The sequence below is a fragment of the Fodinibius halophilus genome, from assembly GCF_011059105.1.
Lineage (GTDB): Bacteria > Bacteroidota > Rhodothermia > Balneolales > Balneolaceae > Fodinibius > Fodinibius halophilus.
In genome coordinates this window covers 391,911-414,287 of record NZ_JAALLS010000001.1, presented here as the reverse complement: position 1 = coordinate 414,287, position 22,377 = coordinate 391,911, and the positions used below count along the sequence as shown (strand labels likewise).

At 42.7% G+C, this 22,377-nt stretch carries 15 protein-coding genes; 3 read left to right on the top strand and 12 right to left on the bottom strand.

Annotated features, from left to right (window positions below):
• Window positions 1-70: 70 nt before the first annotated feature.
• The 3 genes from G3569_RS01620 (at window position 71) to G3569_RS01610 (ending at window position 6,649) form a co-directional block, all read left to right on the top strand.
• Complete coding sequence (locus G3569_RS01620) at window positions 71-3,883, top strand: alpha-amylase family glycosyl hydrolase (RefSeq protein WP_165265395.1); 3,813 nt, start codon at window positions 71-73, stop codon at window positions 3,881-3,883.
• Window positions 3,884-3,894: 11 nt separating this feature from the next.
• Entirely contained in the window at window positions 3,895-4,311 is a 417-nt protein-coding gene (locus tag G3569_RS01615) for a fibronectin type III domain-containing protein (RefSeq protein WP_165265393.1), read from the top strand.
• A 475-nt stretch (window positions 4,312-4,786) separates the two neighbouring features.
• Window positions 4,787-6,649, top strand: a complete 1,863-nt coding sequence (locus G3569_RS01610; protein ID WP_165265391.1) for a glycoside hydrolase family 13 protein — start codon at window positions 4,787-4,789, stop codon at window positions 6,647-6,649.
• Window positions 6,650-8,023: 1,374 nt separating this feature from the next.
• Here G3569_RS01610 and G3569_RS01605 read toward each other — a convergent pair.
• The 12 genes from G3569_RS01605 to G3569_RS01550 all read right to left on the bottom strand — a co-directional run bounded on the left by G3569_RS01605 (window position 8,024) and on the right by G3569_RS01550 (window position 22,358).
• Window positions 8,024-9,577: an MFS transporter gene (locus G3569_RS01605; RefSeq protein WP_165265389.1), complete on the bottom strand. Its 1,554-nt coding sequence runs from the start codon at window positions 9,575-9,577 to the stop codon at window positions 8,024-8,026.
• Between the two features lie 90 nt (window positions 9,578-9,667).
• Window positions 9,668-11,062, bottom strand: coding sequence for an alpha-amylase family glycosyl hydrolase (locus G3569_RS01600; RefSeq protein ID WP_165265387.1), 1,395 nt, complete (start codon window positions 11,060-11,062; stop codon window positions 9,668-9,670).
• Window positions 11,063-11,092: 30 nt separating this feature from the next.
• On the bottom strand, window positions 11,093-13,414 hold the full coding sequence (locus G3569_RS01595; RefSeq protein ID WP_165265385.1) for a family 65 glycosyl hydrolase domain-containing protein: 2,322 nt from the start codon (window positions 13,412-13,414) through the stop codon (window positions 11,093-11,095).
• A gap of 36 nt (window positions 13,415-13,450) precedes the next feature.
• The gene (pgmB, locus tag G3569_RS01590) at window positions 13,451-14,107 is read right to left on the bottom strand and encodes a beta-phosphoglucomutase (protein ID WP_165265383.1); all 657 of its coding nucleotides are present in this window, start codon (window positions 14,105-14,107) and stop codon (window positions 13,451-13,453) included.
• A 130-nt stretch (window positions 14,108-14,237) separates the two neighbouring features.
• Entirely contained in the window at window positions 14,238-15,242 is a 1,005-nt protein-coding gene (locus tag G3569_RS01585; protein ID WP_165265381.1) for a LacI family DNA-binding transcriptional regulator, read from the bottom strand.
• A 155-nt stretch (window positions 15,243-15,397) separates the two neighbouring features.
• Window positions 15,398-16,681, bottom strand: a complete 1,284-nt coding sequence (pabB, locus tag G3569_RS01580) for an aminodeoxychorismate synthase component I (protein ID WP_165265379.1) — start codon at window positions 16,679-16,681, stop codon at window positions 15,398-15,400.
• A 6-nt stretch (window positions 16,682-16,687) separates the two neighbouring features.
• Entirely contained in the window at window positions 16,688-17,560 is an 873-nt protein-coding gene (locus tag G3569_RS01575) for an aminotransferase class IV (RefSeq protein ID WP_165265377.1), read from the bottom strand.
• Window positions 17,550-18,092 (bottom strand): TlpA family protein disulfide reductase, encoded by a 543-nt coding sequence (locus G3569_RS01570; RefSeq protein WP_165265375.1) that lies wholly within the window; start codon window positions 18,090-18,092, stop codon window positions 17,550-17,552. Before G3569_RS01570 ends, G3569_RS01575 begins: the two co-directional genes overlap by 11 nt.
• A gap of 2 nt (window positions 18,093-18,094) precedes the next feature.
• Window positions 18,095-19,846, bottom strand: coding sequence for a glycoside hydrolase family 13 protein (locus tag G3569_RS01565; protein ID WP_165265373.1), 1,752 nt, complete (start codon window positions 19,844-19,846; stop codon window positions 18,095-18,097).
• Window positions 19,847-19,881: 35 nt separating this feature from the next.
• Complete coding sequence (gene pfkA, locus G3569_RS01560; RefSeq protein ID WP_350356546.1) at window positions 19,882-20,877, bottom strand: 6-phosphofructokinase; 996 nt, start codon at window positions 20,875-20,877, stop codon at window positions 19,882-19,884.
• A gap of 66 nt (window positions 20,878-20,943) precedes the next feature.
• Window positions 20,944-21,705 carry a tetratricopeptide repeat protein gene (locus tag G3569_RS01555; RefSeq protein ID WP_165265371.1) on the bottom strand — a complete coding sequence of 254 codons (762 nt, stop codon included), beginning with the start codon at window positions 21,703-21,705 and terminating at the stop codon, window positions 20,944-20,946.
• Window positions 21,706-21,716: 11 nt separating this feature from the next.
• Window positions 21,717-22,358, bottom strand: coding sequence for a hypothetical protein (locus G3569_RS01550; RefSeq protein WP_165265369.1), 642 nt, complete (start codon window positions 22,356-22,358; stop codon window positions 21,717-21,719).
• Window positions 22,359-22,377: the final 19 nt, after the last annotated feature.

The following is a 22,377-nucleotide window of genomic DNA, read 5'->3' as shown; positions in this document are numbered from 1 at the left end:
ATAAAACCCACTCATCATTCTGATGGGTGGGTTTTTAAATACTTAACTAATAACTGGTTTGCAGACATCTATGAAACGCCTGCTCTCTACACTACTGTTTTTTCTATTTTCCCTTTCAACGCTACAGGGTCAAGTAGTGACCACCAATCCTGAATTTCCTACCGCGGACCAAGCCGTTACGGTTTATTTTGACGCCACTAAAGGTAACGGAGGCTTGGAAAGCCACACCGGTGATGTTTATGCTCATACCGGTCTTATCACAGATGAAAGCACTGATGGCTCTGATTGGAAATATGATCCTTCCTGGGGCGACAACAGTGCTAAATATAAACTGGAACGAGTTGAAACAAATCTCTATAAATTGGAAATTACACCTTCCATCAGAGAGTATTACGGGGCAGGTGAAAGCGAGGTAATCAAAAAAATGGCCTTTGTGTTTCGCAACAGTGATGGCTCTAAAGAAGGTAAAGAAACGGGTGGTGAGGATATATATGCCGAGGTTTATGAAAATAGTTTCAATGTTACCTTTCTACAACCCTCAGACGCCCCAACCTTTATTGCCAATGACAGCAGTCTTACCATCAAGGGTATTGCTTCCAGCGAACAAACCACAGAGCTATCGCTATCTATAGATGGTCAAGAACTTAAATCGGTATCAAATGATACGCTTGAATATACCTACAATGCTCAAACAGCCGACAGTTACACCTTAACTATTGCCGGAACGGATGGTTCTTTAAATGATACCCTTTCTCAACAATTGATCGTAAATCCTCAAATTAATGAACAACCTCGCCCGGCCGGATTTAAAGATGGTATTACCTATGTAGATGACAATACAGTGCGCCTCTCCCTTTTCGCTCCCCATAAAGAGTTTGTTTATGTAATTGGAGAGTTCAACAACTGGCAACCCCAGCCAACCTATTTCATGAATCGGGAGACGGTCAATGACGATAGTACCTACTATTGGATTGAGTTAAATGGGCTCACAGCCGGACAGGAGTATGCTTTTCAATATTTTGTGGATGGCGAAGTACGCGTTGCCGACCCCTATTCCGAAAAGGTATTGCAACCCGAAGACCAACATATAAGCGAAGAAACCTATCCTAATTTAAAAGCTTATCCCGACGACCAAACGGATTTTACAGTGGGCGTTCTACAACCCGGAAAAACGGAATACCAGTGGCAGCACAACAGCTATGATCGACCAGATAAAGATGAACTGGTTGTGTACGAATTGCTGGTTCGGGACTTTGTCGAAAATCACGATTATCAAACCCTGACCGACACCCTCGATTACCTCGATCGGCTGGGTGTTAATGCTATTGAACTAATGCCGGTGATGGAGTTTGAGGGCAACATCAGTTGGGGATATAATTCGGCCTTCCTTTTTGCCACCGATAAATATTACGGTCCCGCCGACGATCTCAAAGCATTTATCGATGAAGCTCATTCGCGCGGCATGGCTGTTATTTTGGATATTGTACTGAATCACGTATATGGTCAATCTCCGCTGGTACGGCTCTGGAACGAAGGTGAATACGGTCAGCCTACAACTGAAAACCCCTATTTAAATGTTGTATCTCCAAATCAAACGTATTCTTGGGGATATGATTTTAATCATGAATCACAAGCTACCAAATACTATGTAGACCGAGTAACAAGCTACTGGCTGGAGGAGTTTAACGCCGATGGATACCGGTTCGACTTTACCAAAGGCTTTACCCAAAATTCCGGTGACGGGTGGGCCCATGATGCAGACAGGATCCGTATACTGCAACGAATGGCCGACCGGCAGTGGGCAGTTGATGATTCCTCCTATGTAATTCTTGAACACCTGACCGCAAACAGCGAAGAACAGGAATTGTCCGACTACGGCATGCTGCTCTGGGGCAATATGAATCATAATTACAAACAAGCCGCAATGGGCTATGAAAATGAAAGTGATTTTTCAGGGATTTATCACAAGAATAGAAACTGGAATAACGCTCATTTAATGGGATATATGGAGAGCCATGATGAGCAGCGTCTCATGTACGAAAACCTTAATTTTGGAAATAAAAACAGCAGTGGCTCTTATGATATTACTGAATTAAATACGGCACTAAATCGGATTAAATTATCTGCGGCGTTTTTCTTCACTGTTCCTGGTCCCAAAATGTTCTGGCAGTTCGGAGAACTAGGATATGAGATTGATATTAATCAAAACGGACGTACAGGAGAAAAGCCAATTCGATGGGAGTATTACGACAATAAGGAACGCAAAAAGCTCTATAACACCTATAAAGCCCTCATTCGGCTCCGTAATTCTCACGAGGCCTTTACGTCTGAAACTTCCAATGTTACGATGGATGTAAATAATACCACCAAGCGTATTACGATCAGCCATCCGGATTTAGAAGTTACAATTGCCGGTAATTTCGGTGTTACTGACACCGAGTTGCAGCCGCAATTTACACAGACCGGTGACTGGTACGATTTCTTTTCCGGGGACACACTATCGGTGAATAATACTGATACCACAATTACAATGAGTGCCGGTGAATTTCATATCTACACCACTCAAAAGTTTAAGGCGCCTACTGAGGACCTTCTTAGCTTTGTCCCTACACAGATAAATCTGGATATTTCCCAATCCTTCAGTAGCGCCTCATCACCACAAAATTACCGGATGATTGCCCTGCCTGGCCAGGTAGATGAAGAACTTACCGATGTATTAAATGGTGACCCAGAGGTAGCCTGGCAAGCTTACTGGGATAATGGAAATTCTCAAGATTACCTGGTTAAATATGATGGCAGTTCTACTTTTTTAATGAAACCAGGCAACGGCTTCTGGGTAACCAGCAAGCAAAAGTTTGCTTACGATCAGACTGTTGCTACAGTATCCCTTGATGAAAATAATCAGGCTGCAATACCGCTACATAAGGGATGGAATATCATATCGAATCCACTGGATATTGATATCGCCTGGAGTACGGTAACAGCCGCTAATGGGGGGAGTTTACCCCCTATTTGGAGGTTTGACGGTGCCTTTAGCGAAGCTTCGGATTTTACTTCCGCTCGCTCGGGAGAAGCCTTTTACTTTTTAAATGATCAAGGGCTGGACAAGCTTCTTATCCCGTACAACGACGCCCCGGGCAACAACAAACAAATCACTTCAAGTGATAAATTACAGCTAACGACTTACGTAGACGGTAATGAAACTTCCTCGAGCAGTCTCGTTTTTGTCAGATCTGATATGAACCCTCCTTCTGATGTGATAGCTCCTCCTTCCGGCTTTGAGGGAGCATCATTGCGGTTCGCAGGAAAAGAAGAAGAACAGAAATCTTCCCGAACCGGCAACTTTGCACGTATTTACCGAACTCCTAAACAACAGGGACATCAATTGGAAATAATATTATCGACTACGCCCGGTAAAGCTGTGAATATAAGTGCAAAAGGATTGGATGAAAATGCAATTGGTAAAATAGCTTTATTGAATACCCAAACCGGCCATAAGTATGATTTAACTAATGGAAAGAGTATAAAGCTGATCCCCAAACATGAACAAACCCCTTTACTACTGGTGATGGGTGATACCAGTTTTATTGATGAACAACAGGATGAACTTTTGCCCAAACAGGTGGAAATCACGCCCAATTATCCCAATCCATTTAATCCATCCACTACCTTGCAATTTAAGCTGCCCCAAAAAATGCAGGTTCGAGTGCAAGTGTATAACATACTGGGACGACGCATTAGCACATTGATCAATAATGAGGTCCATGAAGCAGGAGTGCATACCATCACGTTCGATGCCAGCCAGCAATCCAGCGGTATGTACTTTGCGGTTTTTGAGATCGGAGATCGTCGATTTGTTCAGAAAATGATGTTAATTAAATAGAATTGAACATAATGAAATACAAATATCTACTTCCTGTACTATCATTGACACTCTGTGGGTTTTTGCTACTCACCTCTTGTGGCGGCTCATCCACCGGTCCCGACAATAACGGACAGCCATCTACTCCTAAGAACCTAAGCGGTACTTCCGGTGATCAGCAAATTCAGCTTAGTTGGGATGCAAACAGTGAGGATGATCTGGCCGGTTACAATCTGTACCGCTCTACCAGCAGTTTTTCAGATATTTCCGGTATGGATCCGGTCAACGGAGGAAACGTAATATCAAACCCGGAGTTTACTGATACTAATCTTAAAAATGGAACGACCTACTATTACCGGATTACTGCAGTAAACAATAACGATGAAGAAAGTAATGCTTCATCTCAGCTAGAAATCACTCCATTTTCTGATCCGCCAGACCGACCATAATTTCTTTTAGTACATTATCCCCATAACTGGATGGGAAAGTGTCCCGCTGATGTTTTAAGTTTAGTTAAGACTCTGAATATAGGTTAATCTATAGAGATACTTTTACCCCTTTTAAATCAAGCAGCTCAATCCTCCTGTCCTCCTTCTCCAAGGAAGAACTCAAGATTGCAAAGATGTAGATCCTAATACATGAAATAAGCATCTACAAAGTCCCTATTTAGCTTGCTCTACAAAGCCTTGTGCATAGTGGTAGGAGATTGAAGAAAAATGTGAAGAGCTCAAATATTTAAAACCAAAATACGAAATGTGTAATATGGCTACCTACTATGTCTCCCCTTGTGAAGGGGAAATTACAGAGGGGTTGGTATCCACTTTCTGATTACATTTCAAAAGTGCTTAATGTGTATTTAAACGACAATAGGAACATACACCACTATTTTTACCATATTTACTACCGCAATTAACTGATATAATTATGAAATTGAATATTCGTCTTCCGTTGTTATCGCTATTGTTAATGCTCCTTACTAACATTGCCGTAGCACAAAACTATCAGATCGAACGGGTAGAGCCGCTCCACTGGTGGGTTGGCATGGAGAATCCCGAACTACAACTTATGATCTATGGAGATAATATTGGCAGTCTCACTCCCAAAATTGATTACGAAGGCGTCAGCATAAAACGCATACAAAAAGTAGAAAACGATAATTACCTCTTCATTTATCTAAATGTAGCTCCAGGCACCAAGGCGGGCTCCTTTGATATTCAGCTTCTGGACGCCAATAACCAGCCGGTATTAAATTATAGCTATACACTCAAAGAACGAGAAGAGAATTCAGCCCATCGCAGGGGGGTCAACTCATCCGACGTTCTTTACCTGGTAACCCCCGACCGATTTGCAAACGGAAATCCCGACAATGATAACGTGGAAGGCTATGCTGATAAAAAGGATCGCAGCGATGATTACGGCCGTCACGGCGGCGACATCCAGGGCATCATTAACCACCTGGAATATATTGAGGAGATGGGCTTTACTGCGTTGTGGCTCAACCCGGTACTGGAAAATGCAATGGACGAAAGTTCTTACCATGGCTACGCTACAACCGACTACTACAAGGTGGACCCTCGGTTTGGCAGCAATCGCCTTTATAAAAAGCTGAGCAACGAAGCTGAAAAACGAGGCATCAAGCTGATCATGGATATGATCATGAATCATTCAGGATCAAACCATTGGTGGATGCAGGATCCGCCAACCTCCGACTGGGTGCACTATCCCGAGGAGTATCAAAATACCAACCATCGCCGCACGACCCTGCACGATCCCTATGCTTCTGATATTGATAAGAAACAATTTACCGATGGCTGGTTTGTAAAGGCAATGCCGGACCTAAATCAAGACAATCCACTTTTGGCAGATTACCTGATCTATAATAGCCTCTGGTGGATTGAATACGCCGGGCTTCGTGGTATCCGGCACGATACCCACCCCTATGCCGGTGAAGAGTTTATGTCTGAATGGACTTGTCGTGTCATGGAAGAATATCCCAATTTTAATATTGTGGGCGAAGAGTGGGGCGTTAATCCTCTTATTTTGGCCAAATGGCAGCGAGGCAGCAAAATGCCAACCGACTTCAAATCTTGTTTGCCCAGTCTGATGGATTTCCCCCTGCAGGTTTCGCTTATCGAGTCGCTTGTTGAGGAGGAGAACTGGGACAGCGGCTTTATAGACGTCTATGAGACGCTAACCTTCGACTACGCCTACCCTGCCCCTAACAACCTGGTGATCTTCCCGGACAATCACGATATGGATCGATTTTACCGGCAGGTAAATAATGACTTTGATCTCTACAAAATGGGTCTAACCTATGTAATGACCATGCGGGGCATCCCCCAGTTCTACTATGGCACCGAACTGCTGATGAGTAATGAAAAAAGTCATGATCATGGAGAAATTCGCGAAGATTTCCCCGGTGGCTGGGCTTCGGATAGGTCAAACGCCTTTACCGGAGAGGGACTGACGGATAAACAGAAAGAGGCAAAGACATTTGTTAAAAAGTTGCTCAACTGGCGAAAAGATAATCCCGTTATTCATAACGGACAACTGATGCAGTACACCCCCAACCACGATGGTTTGTATATCTACTTCCGGTATAACGAACAGAAAACAGTGATGGTCATCTTTAATAAGAATGAGAAAGAAATGAAGATAGATACAAAGCGCTTTTATGAACGGCTAGATGGGTATAGGCAGGGTAAAGATGTGATTACCGGCAATACCTACTCTCTTGATAACCTGGTTGTTCCTAAACGGTCTGCGTTTGTTTTAGAACTTAAATAATTTGTTAAAGACAGATGGAAAGTTTCAGAAACTTTCCATCTGTTGGTTCTGCTAGAATTTATTGGATGTTTCGAACAACCCCGAATAAAGAACACTAATACTGCTCAATAGTCATTGTTCTATAAGGGACCTTTGCAAAACTAGGCAGTCATCCTGAATGTAATGAAGGATCTCCCTTTCAACGGCAGCAGATGGATACTGGAGATTCTTCGACAAGCTCAGAATGACGAAATCAAAGGTTTTGCAAAGCCCTCTATAAATATCTTTCCCAAGCTTTCGCCCCAGTCATCTGATATTTTTTCTAGTTAAAGTCCCCCGCTCTTCCGAAGTGCCGGGGACTTGTCCAAAACGATCTGCGTTGATCTTAGAAATGAGAATAAGAAAGAACCTCGAGAAGAAACATACCACTGGTTCAAGTTTGCAACTTGGACCAGTCTAAAAAATCTAACAATTAAATACAGCTAGTTGGGATCCAATCCGGTCAAAACACTCTTGCAATACAATCTCTGGGACAAAATGCTTTGCAATCCATCTGGACGTTTTGTGCTAGGTTAATGAATATAAAGCGGTTTAATATTATCCTGTTAGCATTGCTGGGATGATGCTACCTCCTCCTTATTACTAGGATCTCTCCCGTTGGTCGAGATGATATTGGGGAGTTGTAGTGAGGGGAATACTCACCGTTATTAATAATCAGGTTATTTCGAACGCATTGAGAAATCTATGTTTTCCTGCCCTGGAAACCCACTGGCAAACCCAAAAAATATAGAATAGGCATATTTATCCGCCTTTTCCTGCGATACGCCCCAGCCCACCCTATTTTATAAAACCCACGAAGAATCTTGTCATCCTAAACTTGTGCTACTAAGCCTACCTGCGTCTAAGGGTACTACTGCGCGCTCCGTCGCTGAAGCTATGGAGCGTAAGAGACCGAAGCAGTAGGATGTACTTCTGCAAATTTCACCTTGGCGTAGTAGTACCTGTTTCAAGACCTCCAATAAGAGGTTTGTGTTTACTCCCTCAGCAACCAACCGGTTTCTTCACGGAGATTGCCGCGTCATCTCCTCAACCCATGATACTCCTCCCCGTAAAACGGGACACTGCGCAATGACAAGCGTTGTTTAAAAGAACAATCTTTACGCTGTATCCCATCACACGGGGAGCAGGCCCGAAGAAGCAATCTCCCACAGAAGGATGTAACTTGAGGGATCAGATGGCTAAGTTACAGGTTGACTAAGTAACAAAGTGGCAAATCGGGGCTCTCTCAATTCCTAATTTTAAATTTTTAATTCTTAATTCACCCGAACCCTGCATCTCGCATTCTGTATTCTAACTCATACATTCTGATAACTAACTGCTTAATTTTCTTCTAGCTCACGCCGTTTCTGCTGCTCCCTCTTCCATCTCCTCAGCAGCTTTATCATCCACAAAAACCATCATAGCCGCTGCAATAGCCATAGAAACCCCACCGGCAATAATCGCATAAATGGCCTCTCCACCAAAGAAATTACGTAACATTGAACCCAAAATGCTGGCCGCCACAATTTGGGGAATCACAATGAAAAAGTTAAACAGTCCCATATAAACGCCCATTTTAGTAGAAGGAATAGCCCCTGATAAAATTGCATAAGGCATTGCCAAGATACTGCCCCAAGCTAAGCCAATACCCAGCATTGGCAGAATTAGCATGTTCGGATCACTAATAAAATAGATCCCTGCCAGACTGATACCTCCAATCAAAAGAGCACCGGCATGTACAATTTTTCTGCTTGACCATTTAGCCAGTTTAGGTAGTGCAAAAGCGATAAGAGCAGCAAAGCCATTATAGATTGCGAAACATATTCCTACCCAGTCGGCCCCTTCGTTATAAAGTGCAGAGGTCGTATCGCTAGTGCCATAGATATGAGACGTTACGGCCGCCGTGGTGTATATCCACATGGCAAAAAGAGCAAACCAGGAAAAAAACTGAACAAACGATAATTGAACCATCGTGGTAGGCATAGTCAAGAAATCGGAAACCACCACAACCAAGCCGTGATTTTCTTTCCCCATCTTCTGCATAATTCCCGCAATCATCATAACCAACCCAAATACAGCTATACCTATGCTAAAGATAAACAGTTCTTTCTCAAAACCGGCGCCGTTAATGTAATACGTTAAGGCAAGTCCAATAAATAAAAGTAGTGAAGCCACCCAAAACTTTTTCTTTTCACTTCCCTGCGCTGCCGATCCTTTAGCCGCATCAATAATGGAATCACTAGCCGCTTCCTGTTCAACAAACTTATCAAACTCTTCCGGGGGATATTCTTCTGTTTTCCAGACCGTCCAAAGTACAGATGCGAAAAATGTTAAACCTCCTACATAGAACGACCACTTTACCGCTGAAGGGATCTCTCCTGCTGCTGCCGTATTAGCCAGGCCTATCCAGTTAGTCATGATATATGGTAATGCCGAGGCAATCACTGCCCCCGTGCCAATAAAAAAGGTCTGCATGGCAAAGCCTTTGGTATGTTGCTCTTCGGGGAGCATATCTCCAACGAATGCCCGAAAAGGCTCCATTGAGACATTAATAGAAGCATCCATAATCCAGAGCATTCCCGCCGCAATCCATAAATATGGGGAGTTAGGCAACAAAAATAAGGCAAGAGAAGCAAATATAGCCCCAAATAAGAAATATGGACGCCGCCGCCCAAGACTATTCCAGGTTTTATCACTCATATGCCCAATAATCGGCTGCACAACCAAACCCGTAACCGGGGCGGCAATCCACAATATGGGGATATCATCCACACTGGCCCCGAGCGTTTCAAAAATTCGACTTACATTAGCGTTCTGCAAAGCGAATCCAAACTGAATACCGAGAAATCCAAAACTCATATTCCAGATTTCCCAGAAGGTTAACTTGGGCTTGGTATTCTTTTTATTCATAAGATTAAATATTCATTATAAATAACATCATCATAAAGCTCTATATACTTGCCTTACAGTATATTAAATAATTAGACACAAGCGTTATTGCTATTTTTCGAAGACCACATATTGATTCGCTTTTAAATCAATCCCTTCACTGTCAATAGCTTTTACTTTTCCAGTGAATACATCCGTATACTCAGTTTCCCCTTCTAAATCCGGCAGACTGATCTGTTTTGCCTGGTCACTGAAATTGAGAATCACTACCACTTCGTGCTCCCCTTTTATACGCTTATAGGCATAAACTCTGTCAGAAGGATTGGTTTTAATATGCTCAAAATCGCCTCCATACTGGCCATTCCAAAGTGCGGGATTACGATCCTTTAATTCAAAAAGGGTCTTATAAAATGATTCATATTCATAACCATCCCAGTTGATAGGATCTTTTTTGAAAAACTCTAAGCGCTTGTCGAGGGCGGTCTCCTGTCCACTGTAAACCAGCGGCATGCCTTTAAGAGTTGCGGCCATTACGGCAAAATTCTGAAAATTATCCCCAAAGAGTTCTTTATCTGTTCCATTCCATGAATTCTCATCGTGGTTGGAGGTGAAATATAGTCGGTATGCGTGATCAGGAAATAAGGTATCCTGCTTGGCCATATATTCAGTGATAGCATCCAACGACTTATCCCCTTTGGCAATATCTGTGGTCAAGTGGAAATACTCCCAGGTATAGGTTGCATCAAACCATGGGTGCATTTCGGGCGTATTCCATTCAGCCAGCCAAAAAATACCTTCTTTCGTTTTATCAACTTCAGGTATCGCTTTTTTCCAGAAATCCAGAGGAATGTCGTGCCCGGCGTGATCTACCCGGTACCCATCAATATTGGCTTCATTAATCCAATATTTCATTTTTTGGATCATTTTATCCCACAGCTCCTTGTTTTCATAATTGAGCTGCGCAATATCAGTCCAGTCCGCTTCATAGGTAATAGCTCCCGTAGAATCTTTCATATAATATTCCGGATGTTGCTCTAACCAGGGATGGTCCCAAGCCGTATGGTTGGGAACCCAATCGATAATAAGCTTCATGCCTTGGTCGTGAGCTGCTTTCACCAGATCAACAAAATCTTGTTTGGTGCCAAAATGGGGATTCACAGCCGTATAATCCTTGATAGAATAATAGCTGCCCAACTCTCCTTTACGCTTTTCCTCTCCGATGGGATGAATAGGCATAAGCCACAAAATGTCAACTCCCATCTTTTTAAGGCGAGGCAGATCCTCTTTAAAGGCATTAAAAGTCCCCTCTTCGGTATATTGGCGAATATTTACTTCGTACATATTAGCGCTCTTAGTCCATTCGGGATGCTGAATCAGCTTCTCCTTTTGTGGATTCTGCTCATCATTTTGAGCAGATTTATTACATCCAATGCCCGCCGTCAACAATGCAAATACGACAATCCCAACTTGAAAGAAGTTATATATTCTATTTCTGTTACTGATCATATTTTATTTATTTGGCGTTTATAATAATTGTTAGGCAACCGCTTTCTTGCGACTCACCTTCAATGGTTCATCAGCTGTTATTTGGTACTGCTCATCGTAGACATAACATTGAACCGTTTCCCCATCTTCGCAGGTTATCTGTACTTCTTCCGCTTCCACCCTGATTTTTAACCGTCGTCCTTTATAAAGGATTTTAAAGGAATAAGCTGACCATTCATCAGGCAATGTTGGAGCAAAGTATAATTCCCCGTCCTTTGCCCGTTTCCCAGCAAAGCCTTCGACAATGGCCATCCAGGTACCGGCCATACTGGTGATATGAAGTCCCTGGTGAACCTCTTCGTTATAATCGTCGAGATCAAGTCGTGCCGTACGCAGATAAAATTCATAGGCCCTATCACTGTAACCCAGCTTCGAAGCCATTATCGCATGAATACACGGTGATAGCGAAGATTCATGAACCGTTCGCGGTTCATAGAAGTCAAAATTCCGGCGTAGCATTTCCTCATCAAAATGATCTTCAAAAAAGTATAACCCCTGTACCACATCGCCCTGCTTAATAAAACAGGATCGCAGAATACGATCCCAGGACCAGTGTTGATTTAACGGTCGTTCATTCTCATTAAGATCTTCTACGGTACGTTGTTCTTTATCAAGATAGTTGTCCTGCTGCAGGAATATACCACGCTTTTTATCCTCAGGCAGATGTACATTATCCATAATTTCTTTCCACTGTGCTGTTTCATCCTCAGAAAACCCAATCTTATCCTGTATATCTGAATACCGTTCTGAGTTATTTGAACGCACCTTTTCAATGCTTTCCAAGGTATATTTCATTGTCCAGCAACCGATGTAAGAGGTATACCAGTTGTTGTTGATGTTATTCTCATACTCATTGGGCCCGGTAACACCAAGCATTACAAATTTATCTCGTTTCTCAGAGTAATTGAATCGCTGACTCCAAAAGCGGGAGATAGCAATAAGAACTTCCAATCCTGCTTCACTCAGATACGATTCATCGCCGGTGTGCTGAATATAGTTGTGGATGGCGTACGCCATAGCCCCGTTACGATGGACCTCCTCAAAGGTGATCTCCCACTCGTTATGGCACTCCTCCCCATTCATTGTAACCATCGGGTACAATGCTGCTCCATTCTCAAAACCGAGCTTTTCCGCATTTTCAATAGCTTCAGGCAGCTGCTGGTAACGGTAGAGCAGTAAATTACGAGCCACTTTATTAGGGGCCGTATTCAAATAAAATGGTAAGCAGTAGGCTTCTGTGTCCCAATAGGTACAGCCGCCGTACTTTTCACCGGTAAATCCTTTGGGACCGATATTCAACCGTTCATCTTCTCCGGTATAGGTCTGATAGAGTTGAAAAATATTAAATCTAATTCCCTGCTGGGCTTTATCATCCCCCTCAATAAGCACATCGCTGCCATCCCAAATTTCGGCCCATCGTTGCGTATGCTCATACAGCAACGTAGCAAAACCAATGGCAGCAGCATCTTTTGTAAGCGACTTCACATGAGGTTTCAGCTGAGCAGTTGAATGGTTTAAAGAAGAAGCTACCACCGCAATTTTATGCAAAGAAACTTCATCTCCCTGCGATACAGGCACCGTATACTCTTCCGAAACCTGCATCGATTCTACCTCTGTATCAGCATCTTCAGTAATATCATTTCCATTTTGTTGCAGCTGGTTTGTCATAGAAGCCGTAACATGGAAATCAAGCTTTTTAGTCCGGGTCGTTACATATCCGCCTTCCTCAAAACTACCCTGTTCAACCTCCGACCAAAAGTGTTCATCATAGTTAGCGTCTTCATTTCGAACATCCCCGTTTACATAGGGTTTAAAGGTTATATCGCCGTCAAAATTTAAGGATTTTATGTTGTATTCAATTGCCCCTATCTCTTTGCGAGCCATACTAATAAACCTTGTAACCTCCACCTCTACCTTATCCCCGGACGGAAGTTCTGCAACAAACAACCGTTTCAGGTATCCCTTCTTCATATTCAGCACTCTTTTGAAAGCGCTTACACCACATTTAAAAAGATCGAGGGGGGCACCGTTTATTGCTATATCAATGCCAATCCAGTTGACCGAATTTAATACCTTGGCGAAGTATTCGGGATAGCCATTTTTCCACCAACCAACTTTGGTCTTATCCGGATAGTAGATACCACCGATATAGCTGCCTTGCAGAGAATCTCCGCTGTATGATTCTTCGAAATTGGCCCGCTGTCCCATATGCCCATTACCCAGGCTAAAAATACTCTCGGAAGAACGTTGTTGTTCCGGGTTAAAGCCGTCTTCTATAATATTCCACTTATCAACTTCTAAATACTGATTCATATCATCTTATTTTTGTACTGCTAATGCTTGTTGTTCTCAGCTTAATTTCTCCAGTAGATCTTCGGGCGACATATCAACAAACGAATCAATGACAAGGTCTGCGTCACCCAATATTTCTTCCGAACCTACACCTACACACAGCATGTTAGCCCTATTGGCAGCTTCAACACCCGATTCAGCATCTTCAAAAACGACACAATCTTCGGGATCCTCACCCACTGCCTGTGCCCCTTTTAAAAAAACTTCCGGATCAGGCTTGGTATTTTTCACTTTTGTTCCATCAATTATTGCATCAAAGGTTTCAGTCAGTTGCAAATAATCCAGGATATATTGCGCATTTTTACTGGAAGAGCCTATAGCGAGTTTTGCTCCCCGCTCTTTCAAGGTATCCAAAAATTCTGGTATACCATCCAGGATATCATCAGGGGTCAGTTCTGCTATATAATTCTGGTACCATCCATTCTTCTTATCCATGAGACGTTGAAATTCCTTTTCAGAAACTTCCCTGTCATCGAGTTCTAATATAATATTTAGCGATTTTGACCGGCTAACGCCCTTTAAGGCTTCATTATGGGATTCATCGAATGGAATATCCAACGAATGGGCCAATCGTTTCCACGATTTATAATGAAATTGTGCGGTCTCTACAATGACCCCATCCAAATCAAAAATCCAGGTTTTGGGTACGTTCATATGATTTCTAGCAATCTTTCAGTTCTTGTTCCACGGTAATGCAAAATACAAATGTAAGCGCTTACATTACAGGGTAAAAAAATTCATACCCTTTAAAAAACCAAAACCATAATCAATTAGCAATTATTTTTTAATCCCTGATTTCAGTAGATGAGCGTAATATCAGTTCTGGGGAATATATCTTCTGAATGGGACCCTCTTTTTTATTTTGCATGCGTTCAACCAAATTCTTTGTGGCAAATGCTCCCATGTCGTGCATCGGTTGTCGAATGGTAGAAAGGCCAATATAATTTGAGATGGTAATATCGTCGTAGCCGATAATAGGAATATGTACTCCCCGTTCTTTCATAGCCTTTATGGCCCCTACGGCTTGTATATCAGAGGAACAAAAGCAGGCTTCCGGCGGATTTTTAAGATCAATAAGCTTCAACATTGCTTCATAGCCGTTTTGCTCTGAAAACCCATCCCGGTACATCGAATCACCTGCAACAATCAGATTTTCATCTACCGGAATATCGGCCTTACGCAATTCTTTTTTGTAGCCCTCAATCCGTTCTTCGCCCGGTTTTGAAGATTTCAAGGCACTAATCATGGCAATTCGTCTAAGCCCTTGGGCCAGAAAATATTGCATTGCCTGTTGAATGCCTTGCTGGTTGTCTACACTTACAGAATCGATCCCAGAGTAGTCCTCATCCACCAATGTCAAGGGGACATCATAACTCTCAAGCTTTTCCAACTGGTGGTCCCGCAGATGAGTGGAAATAAAAAGATATCCATCAGCCCATTGGCGTTTTAGAATATTTTCAACCTGCTCAAACATGTTATTACCGTCATTTTGGATATTGAAAATATTCAGGTCATAATCATAGTTTGATATCTCATCCTGAATCCCGGAAAGTACCTCCATAAAGAAGTAGTTCGAAAGTACCGGTACAACGACCATAATGATATTTTTCTTCTTACGTGCCAATCCCTGTGCGTAAGCCTGCGGATGATAACCCAACTCATCCGCAACTTTTAACACTTTCTTACGGGTTTTGTCAGCAATACCTTCGCTTTTATTCATTACTCGCGAAACGGTAGCAATACTAACCCCCGCCTTTTTTGCGATATCGTAGATTGTACTTCCGGCCAATGGTTCAGATCTTTTTTAAAAATTCTCCTTTCGTTCTTTACAGGGCTAATAGGGTAAAACATACTCCTGATTAAGCATGCTAAACTAAAGACTTCCCATATTCTAAAGCAAATAGAAGATTCTCTCTTTAAAAAACGTAATGGCATTACAGCCAATTATTTCTTGAGTGGTTCTGCGATTGCTCTCTCCAGGGCTCGGGTCTTAACCAGCGTTTCTTGCCACTCTTTTTGGGGATCGGAATCGCCCGTTATCGCTCCTCCTGCTGCATAAAAAAGCTCATTACCCGTTATAATAGCGGTTCGTATAACCACGTTAAAGTCAAAATCTCCATTGGGATGAATATAGCCAATAGCCCCGGAATAGATCCCCCTTCGATACTCTTCCAGTTCTTCAATAGCTTGCATTGCACTAATTTTCGGGGCACCGGTCATCGATCCCATAGGAAAACAGGATTTAAGAATGGCTACCGGATCATCAATATCAGCTTCTGCCCTAACTGTTGATACCATTTGATGTACGGTATCAAAAGATTGAATCTCAAAAAGCCGGGGAACCTCTACCGTACCCCGACGAGCAATTTTACTTAAATCATTACGCACCAGATCTACGATCATCAGATTTTCGGCCTGTTCTTTTTGAGAGTCTGCCAACGCCTGTTTTAACCGTTCATCTTCGGGCGTATTATCTCCCCGGGGCGAGGTGCCTTTAATAGGCTGCGAAACAACTGTATTCCCTTCTTTTCGAATAAAGCGTTCAGGCGATTGACAACAAATTGAAATATCTTCGAAATCCAGGTAAACCCCAAAGGGTACCGGCCCTGCCTGCCTCATTCCCCGGTATAAATCAAAAGTATTGCCATTAAAATCTGCTTTCAACTGATGAGAGAGGTTTATTTCGTAAAAGTCACCTTCTGCAATACGGTGCTGTACCTCCTTGATTTTAGAAATATATTCTGTACTACCGACTTGAGGATGTAAATTAGTCAGCTGAAAAGTAGGTGTTTCATTTCCGGTACCTTCCCACAATCCTTGTTCCGGCAGCTCACCTATTACCTTCCGGCACTCTCCTGTTGCATGTTGATATTCAATCAAAAGTCCCGGTATCATAAAGAACAGATCCGGGGCCTGTACCGGATCGCTATTCGAGGAGCTAAGATCTTCTATATGGTTTTTTAAATCATACCCCAAGTACCCAAACAGCCAATCATCGTGCTTTTTTCTAAAATTTTGCAGGGCTTTCCAGGGATTGTCTTCAAAGAAACGCTCCTCCTCTTCTTCAATTACAGTTATATCACGCCCCCTGGCCTTAATTAATGCCTTGGGATGGGCTGCCAAATACGAGGTTCGTCCCCATATATGCTTTGAAGATTGCGATTCAAGAAGCAGTATGGGCCCTTGTTTATGTAGGTTTCTGGCAAGGTTATGGAGAGATGAAATCATTGGATCCTACAAAGATTCTAAATGCTGATCGCGATAATTTTCAAATTTTTGCTTTATATCTATAAACCGCTGGTCATCTGTAATATACTTTTTTTTATCTATTGCTTTAACTGCCAACAATTCGCGAACAGAATTACAGATCCACACGGCCTCAGCATCTTTAATACTATTGAGGTTAAATTTACCCGGTTCTAACTTAAATGCCGATAACCGATCAGCTAATTCCATTACGATGCTACGGGTAATACCCGGAAACAGGTCACAATTGACTGAAGGAGTATAGATCACATTGCCCTTAAACCAAAAAATATTAGCAATAGTGGTCTCAGCAATGGCTCCATCCAGGGTTTGCATCAGAGCATCACTGCCCCCCTGCTCTTTTGCTTCTTTCGCTGCCAGAATATAATTAATACCATTGGTATATTTGAACTCTGAGGGCATCGACCGACTGGGGGTACGCCGACAATCTACGGTAACAAGGTGGGGGTTAGAATATGTACTCTTACATTCCGAAGCGATAATGGAGAAATGAAAATCTCCGGAGCTTGTCGGGCGATACCCACGTTCACCTTCCCGCCAAAACTGCAAGCGAACCACGGCATCTGTCTCTAAGAGCCTTTTTTTTGATAACAGTTTCGTTATTGCATCTTTGAGATATCCTTTTGACAGATAATCCGGAATGGCGATACCAAGAGACTGTAATCCTTCAATGGTCCGCCGATAATGGGAATCGAATAATAACGAGCGACCTGAATAGATACGGAGTGTATCAAAAACCCCTTCACCATACATTAGTCCCCGCGATTTAACGGGGGTAACCGCCGTATCTGTATCACTTAATGCGCCGTCAAAACAGATCCAATCTTTATTAGTGGCCATGATTTAATAGTGATCGCAAACTATCGTATTGAGTTTTATTTTGATATCCCAAAAAGACGCTCTGCAGCTCGCCGGTGGGAGAATAGATTAACTGTGCGGGCAAACCCGGGACGGACAGATCTGAGAATTGTCGGGATCCGGCCACAAAATGGAAAGGAAAATCGTATTCTGCAATAACGTTCACTGCTTCCTGTTTCTGAAGCCCTACTGCTGCTGCAATAACTTGCATGGTATCGGCATATTCCGTTTTCAAGGCTGCCAACTTGCGCTGCGATTCAATACTGGCATCAGACCAGTTAGCCCAAAAATTTAGTACTACAAAATCGCCTTTAAAATCATCTATTCTTATACTGTCAGGGGCTTGCACCTGTTGCCAGTAAACCGTTTGCAACGAGTCATTAGCAGCCATACGTTTTTTAAAGGCTGCCTTTTCGTTACTGCGATTTTGCAAGGTAAAGAATGTAATTAATGCTGCTGCTACCAGGGCAACGATGACTAAGAAAACGTTAAAATACTTCGGGTCTATCTGCATTATTATCGATTTTCGGGTGATAAAATTGCTCCCGTAACAGGAGAAAGGGTCAACGTGGCCTGCTCATCTTTTACGTTTATGCGCGTGCCGGTCACCAAATTTTCTAAATGATTATTCTCTGGAATATCAAAATTTGAAAGCGGAATTGATACTTTTTGCGTCCGATCTGATCGATTGATGGCTACAATACAAAACATTTTCTGATTTAAAATTCGTGCAAAACAGAAATGGTTGCGTGCATTATCAACAGCAAGCTCCTGGAATTCTCCTATTCTTAGGGGGAGATGCGCATTCCGTATGGCTCCCAGCTTTTTGTACCACTCAAAAAGTTGTCGGTCAAAGTTATTGTCGTCTGCCGGACGCTCTTTGTCCAACGGATGTTCTTTTTCAGGATCATATTCATGTTCCGGCCATACCATTGGTTTACGATCATCAGGGTCATCAGCGCCCCACATACCCGCCTCCGTACCATAATAGATCATAGGCGCCCCCACATAGGTATATTGAAGAAGGGCAATAAGACGTTGAACTCTCCGCTCTTCGATATTGGGTTTACGGACCTTGAAACCTTCTTTCGGTTTCGTTTCTTCACCGAACTCCAGATCCGAATTTACAATCATCGAAGCTAACCTTGGGGTGTCATGACTATCCATGAGGTTTTGTAATACAAACCGGGCATCTTTTGGAAACTGGCGCCGCAGATTGCGCAACTCTTTCAAGAATTCTGAGGCTTTTACCGACTCATTAACCATATATTCTATTACCGCATTGGTGAACGGATAATTCATCGACGAAGAAAATAGATCTTTGGTAACCCATTTTCGAGATTTTTTTGTCCAGATCTCTCCTACTGTAAAAACCTCAGGGTTGATAGAGGTCACAAGCTCGTTCCACTCTTTCCAAAACTCCTTCCCTATCTCTTCGGGTACATCCAGGCGCCACCCGTCGATACCATCAGAGGGATCTCCATCGCTATCCGGGTCCATCCAACGCCTTGTAATTTCAAAAATATGTTCCTTAACAGGAGCTACCAGCGTCTTTCCTTCTTCCTTTAGTGCCGGTAAGCTTTTCACTCCCCACCAGCTATCGTATAAAAACTCGCTTTCCGGATCAGAAGGATCTTCAAACGACTGTACCGCATACCAATCCTTAAACTGTGAATCTTGCTGGTGTTCCAGGACATCACGAAAGGCCCAAAAGTCGGTCCCGGTGTGATTAAAAACCCCATCAAGAATAATTCGCATGCCCCGCTCATGGACCTCTTCAATAAGCTTTAGCAGCATCTTATCGGCTGAAGTCCACTGCCAGGTAGATGGATCACTGGGATCTTCCTGCTCCATAATTTGTGCATCTCCTTCGGGATCAGGCCCAAAGAAACGATCCACATGATGATAGTAACTGGCATCATACTTATGCAGTGATACTGCATCAAAAACGGGATTTAAGTAAATACCCCCTATTCCCAGCTCTTCCAGGTAATCCAATTTATCCAAAACTCCCTGCAGATCTCCACCGTATCGTCGCTTATAAACACTTTTGCGAAAAGTATCGCTGTATTCTTTTTCCCAGGGTGCCTGTTCATACCAGTCACCGGTCCAGGGAGAGATCTCCCAATCTTCCGGCATTCCCAATCGCTCTGCAGTAGGATCATTAGAAGGATCTCCATTACAAAATCGTTCGGGAAATACCTGGTACCAAATTACATGTTTGGCCCAATCGGGTGTAGAATATTCGTTATCCTGCTGTATTGACAAGGAATCTGCTAATTTTTACGTTTTATAGGATACAGTTAAATAGATATGATATCGGCAATACGCAGAAGTTCGTCATCCATTTCCGGATTCTGCTTCGTTGCTTTTTCAAAAGCTGTAAATTTCACCTTTCGGTTGCGCACCCCTACCATCTCATTTCGGCGGCCGTCCATAAGCGCTTCTACGGCATTCACTCCCAACCGGCTGGCCAGTACCCGATCGGCACAACTGGGGCGCCCGCCCCGCTGCACATGCCCCAGGATAGTAACTTTAGTTTCATACCGGTCTCCAAACCGTTCTTTCACCTCATCCTCCAGGTCATAGACACTTCCATTTCTATCCCCTTCTGCCACCAATACAAGACGAGAACTTTTTTGTCGCTGTGAAGTTCGGTCCAGTGATTCAAAAAGCTGTTCAATGCCTCGATCTTTTTCGGGAATCAGGACCTCTTCCGATCCGGCGGCAATTCCGGAATAAACCGCGATAAAACCGGCATCACGCCCCATAACCTCAATAAAGAACAACCTATTATGAGAAGTGGCCGTATCCCGAATTTGATCAACAGCATCTACAACTGTATTAACAGCAGTATCAAACCCAACAGTAAAATCAGTGCCATAAATATCGTTATCAATAGTACCGGGAATTCCTACGATGGGAAAGTCGTGCTCTTCTCCAAAAACCATAGCACCATTAAACGTACCATCCCCACCAATAACAACAAGTCCGTCGAGGTCATGTTCTTTCACATTTTTCCAAGCCTGTTGTCTCCCCTCTTTGGTTTTAAACTCCAGGCTGCGTGCCGATTTCAAGATCGTACCCCCCTGGTGGATGATATGTTTTACAGAACCGGCGTTCATCTTTTTGAACTTGTTTTTGATTAAGCCATCATATCCCTGGTAAATACCAAAGGGGGTAATTCCATAATACACGCATGTTCTAATTACGGCTCGTATTGCCGCATTCATTCCCGGAGCATCGCCCCCGGAAGTTAACACACCAATTCTGTTGAGATCTGCTTTCTCTGTAACCACTTTTTTGTATAAATATTTATTAAAAAGTCTATCTTTATAACCACCTAACCAACTACCTATCAGTCATTAACGAAGATCATCTATAATTTCTTTGCACTCATTTTTCAAATTGGGATCATCTGGTGTAATTGATGGTTTTTCGAGTGCTGTTTGACAGTATTCGATCGCCTTTTGCTCTCGCCCCATCTCTTCATATACTTTTGCCAAGTCGACGTAATAAAGAACATAATCCTTATTTAGTGAGATCGCCTTTTCTATTGCATCCGCGGCTTTTTCGTTACTGGCATCACCGGGTATACCACCAAAGAGGGTATTAGCGGCTACACGTTCGATCCAGCTAAGATTTGCAACTTTAAAATGCCATCGTCCCAATACGTGCCAGGCCCCGGCATGGTTTTTATCATACTTTAATGCCCGGTCGACATATTTTTTAATATCCCTGGAAGCTGCCACACGGGCTTTAGCCCCAGAAATCAAAGCTTTTCTGCCCTTTGCCACTGACATCACAAAGTTCGACTGGCTGTCGGTAGAGTCCACTTTCAAAGCTCGTTCAGCAAGAGAGATTGCCTTGTTAAAATACTCTTTCTGTTCTGATTCTTTATCGAACCTGTTACCCACTCGTGAATATAAAAAGCTGGCCCTCCACAGGGCTTTATAATTATCGGGATCCTGTTCCAGGATTTTCAGATAAGCATCCATCCCTTTTTCTTCTACAAATGAATCATAAAGTGAATCAGCTTTACTGATTAATGAACTATCCGGCTGCTGTGCCACTATTAATGCGGGTACAATCAGTAGTAACGAGGTAGTGAGTATAAGTTTTCTCATATCGTCTTGGTTTATTGTTGGATGCTGACCTTTCCGTTTCTGTTTACGATATAACCATTTGTAATAACCTGCTGCTGTTCTATAGGATATATTAAATTCCGTTCACTGACAGAAGTAATATATACGAAATCCCCCTTTTGAGATACCCTAATATCCGTTGAAATATTTTGCGACAAATTTTTCCTGAATTTTCCCACTTTTTGGAAATCCAGCATTGTAGTGCCTTTATGCGTAACAGCAAGCAACTCTATATTTTTATACACGGTCTCTCTCTGTAGTAAGACCCATCGTATAAAAATTGGCTTAAAAAAAGAATAACCAACCATTTTAACCTTGAAACCGGTACTAAAATAGTTGGTCAATGCGCCGCAGTTTCCCCCTTCTTTTTTCAAAACATTTTTCGTGATTTGCAAAGGAAAAGACAATTCAGTCGTTTTTTTGCACTGAACAAGGGTATTGAGATATTTTTCCAGTGTACGACGGTTATCAACCTGTGCGACATATTCTTCTTTTTGCGTCTTTCGAAACTGCTTGTAATCCTCAGACTCCAGGTACCTTTTATCTACAGGTGCCGAGTCGCATGCCGCCAGCACTACTATCATTCCCCCAACCAGCAATAAAAGCAGCCTTCTGATGGAGGAAGATATCATCATATTTCTAATTATTTTTCTC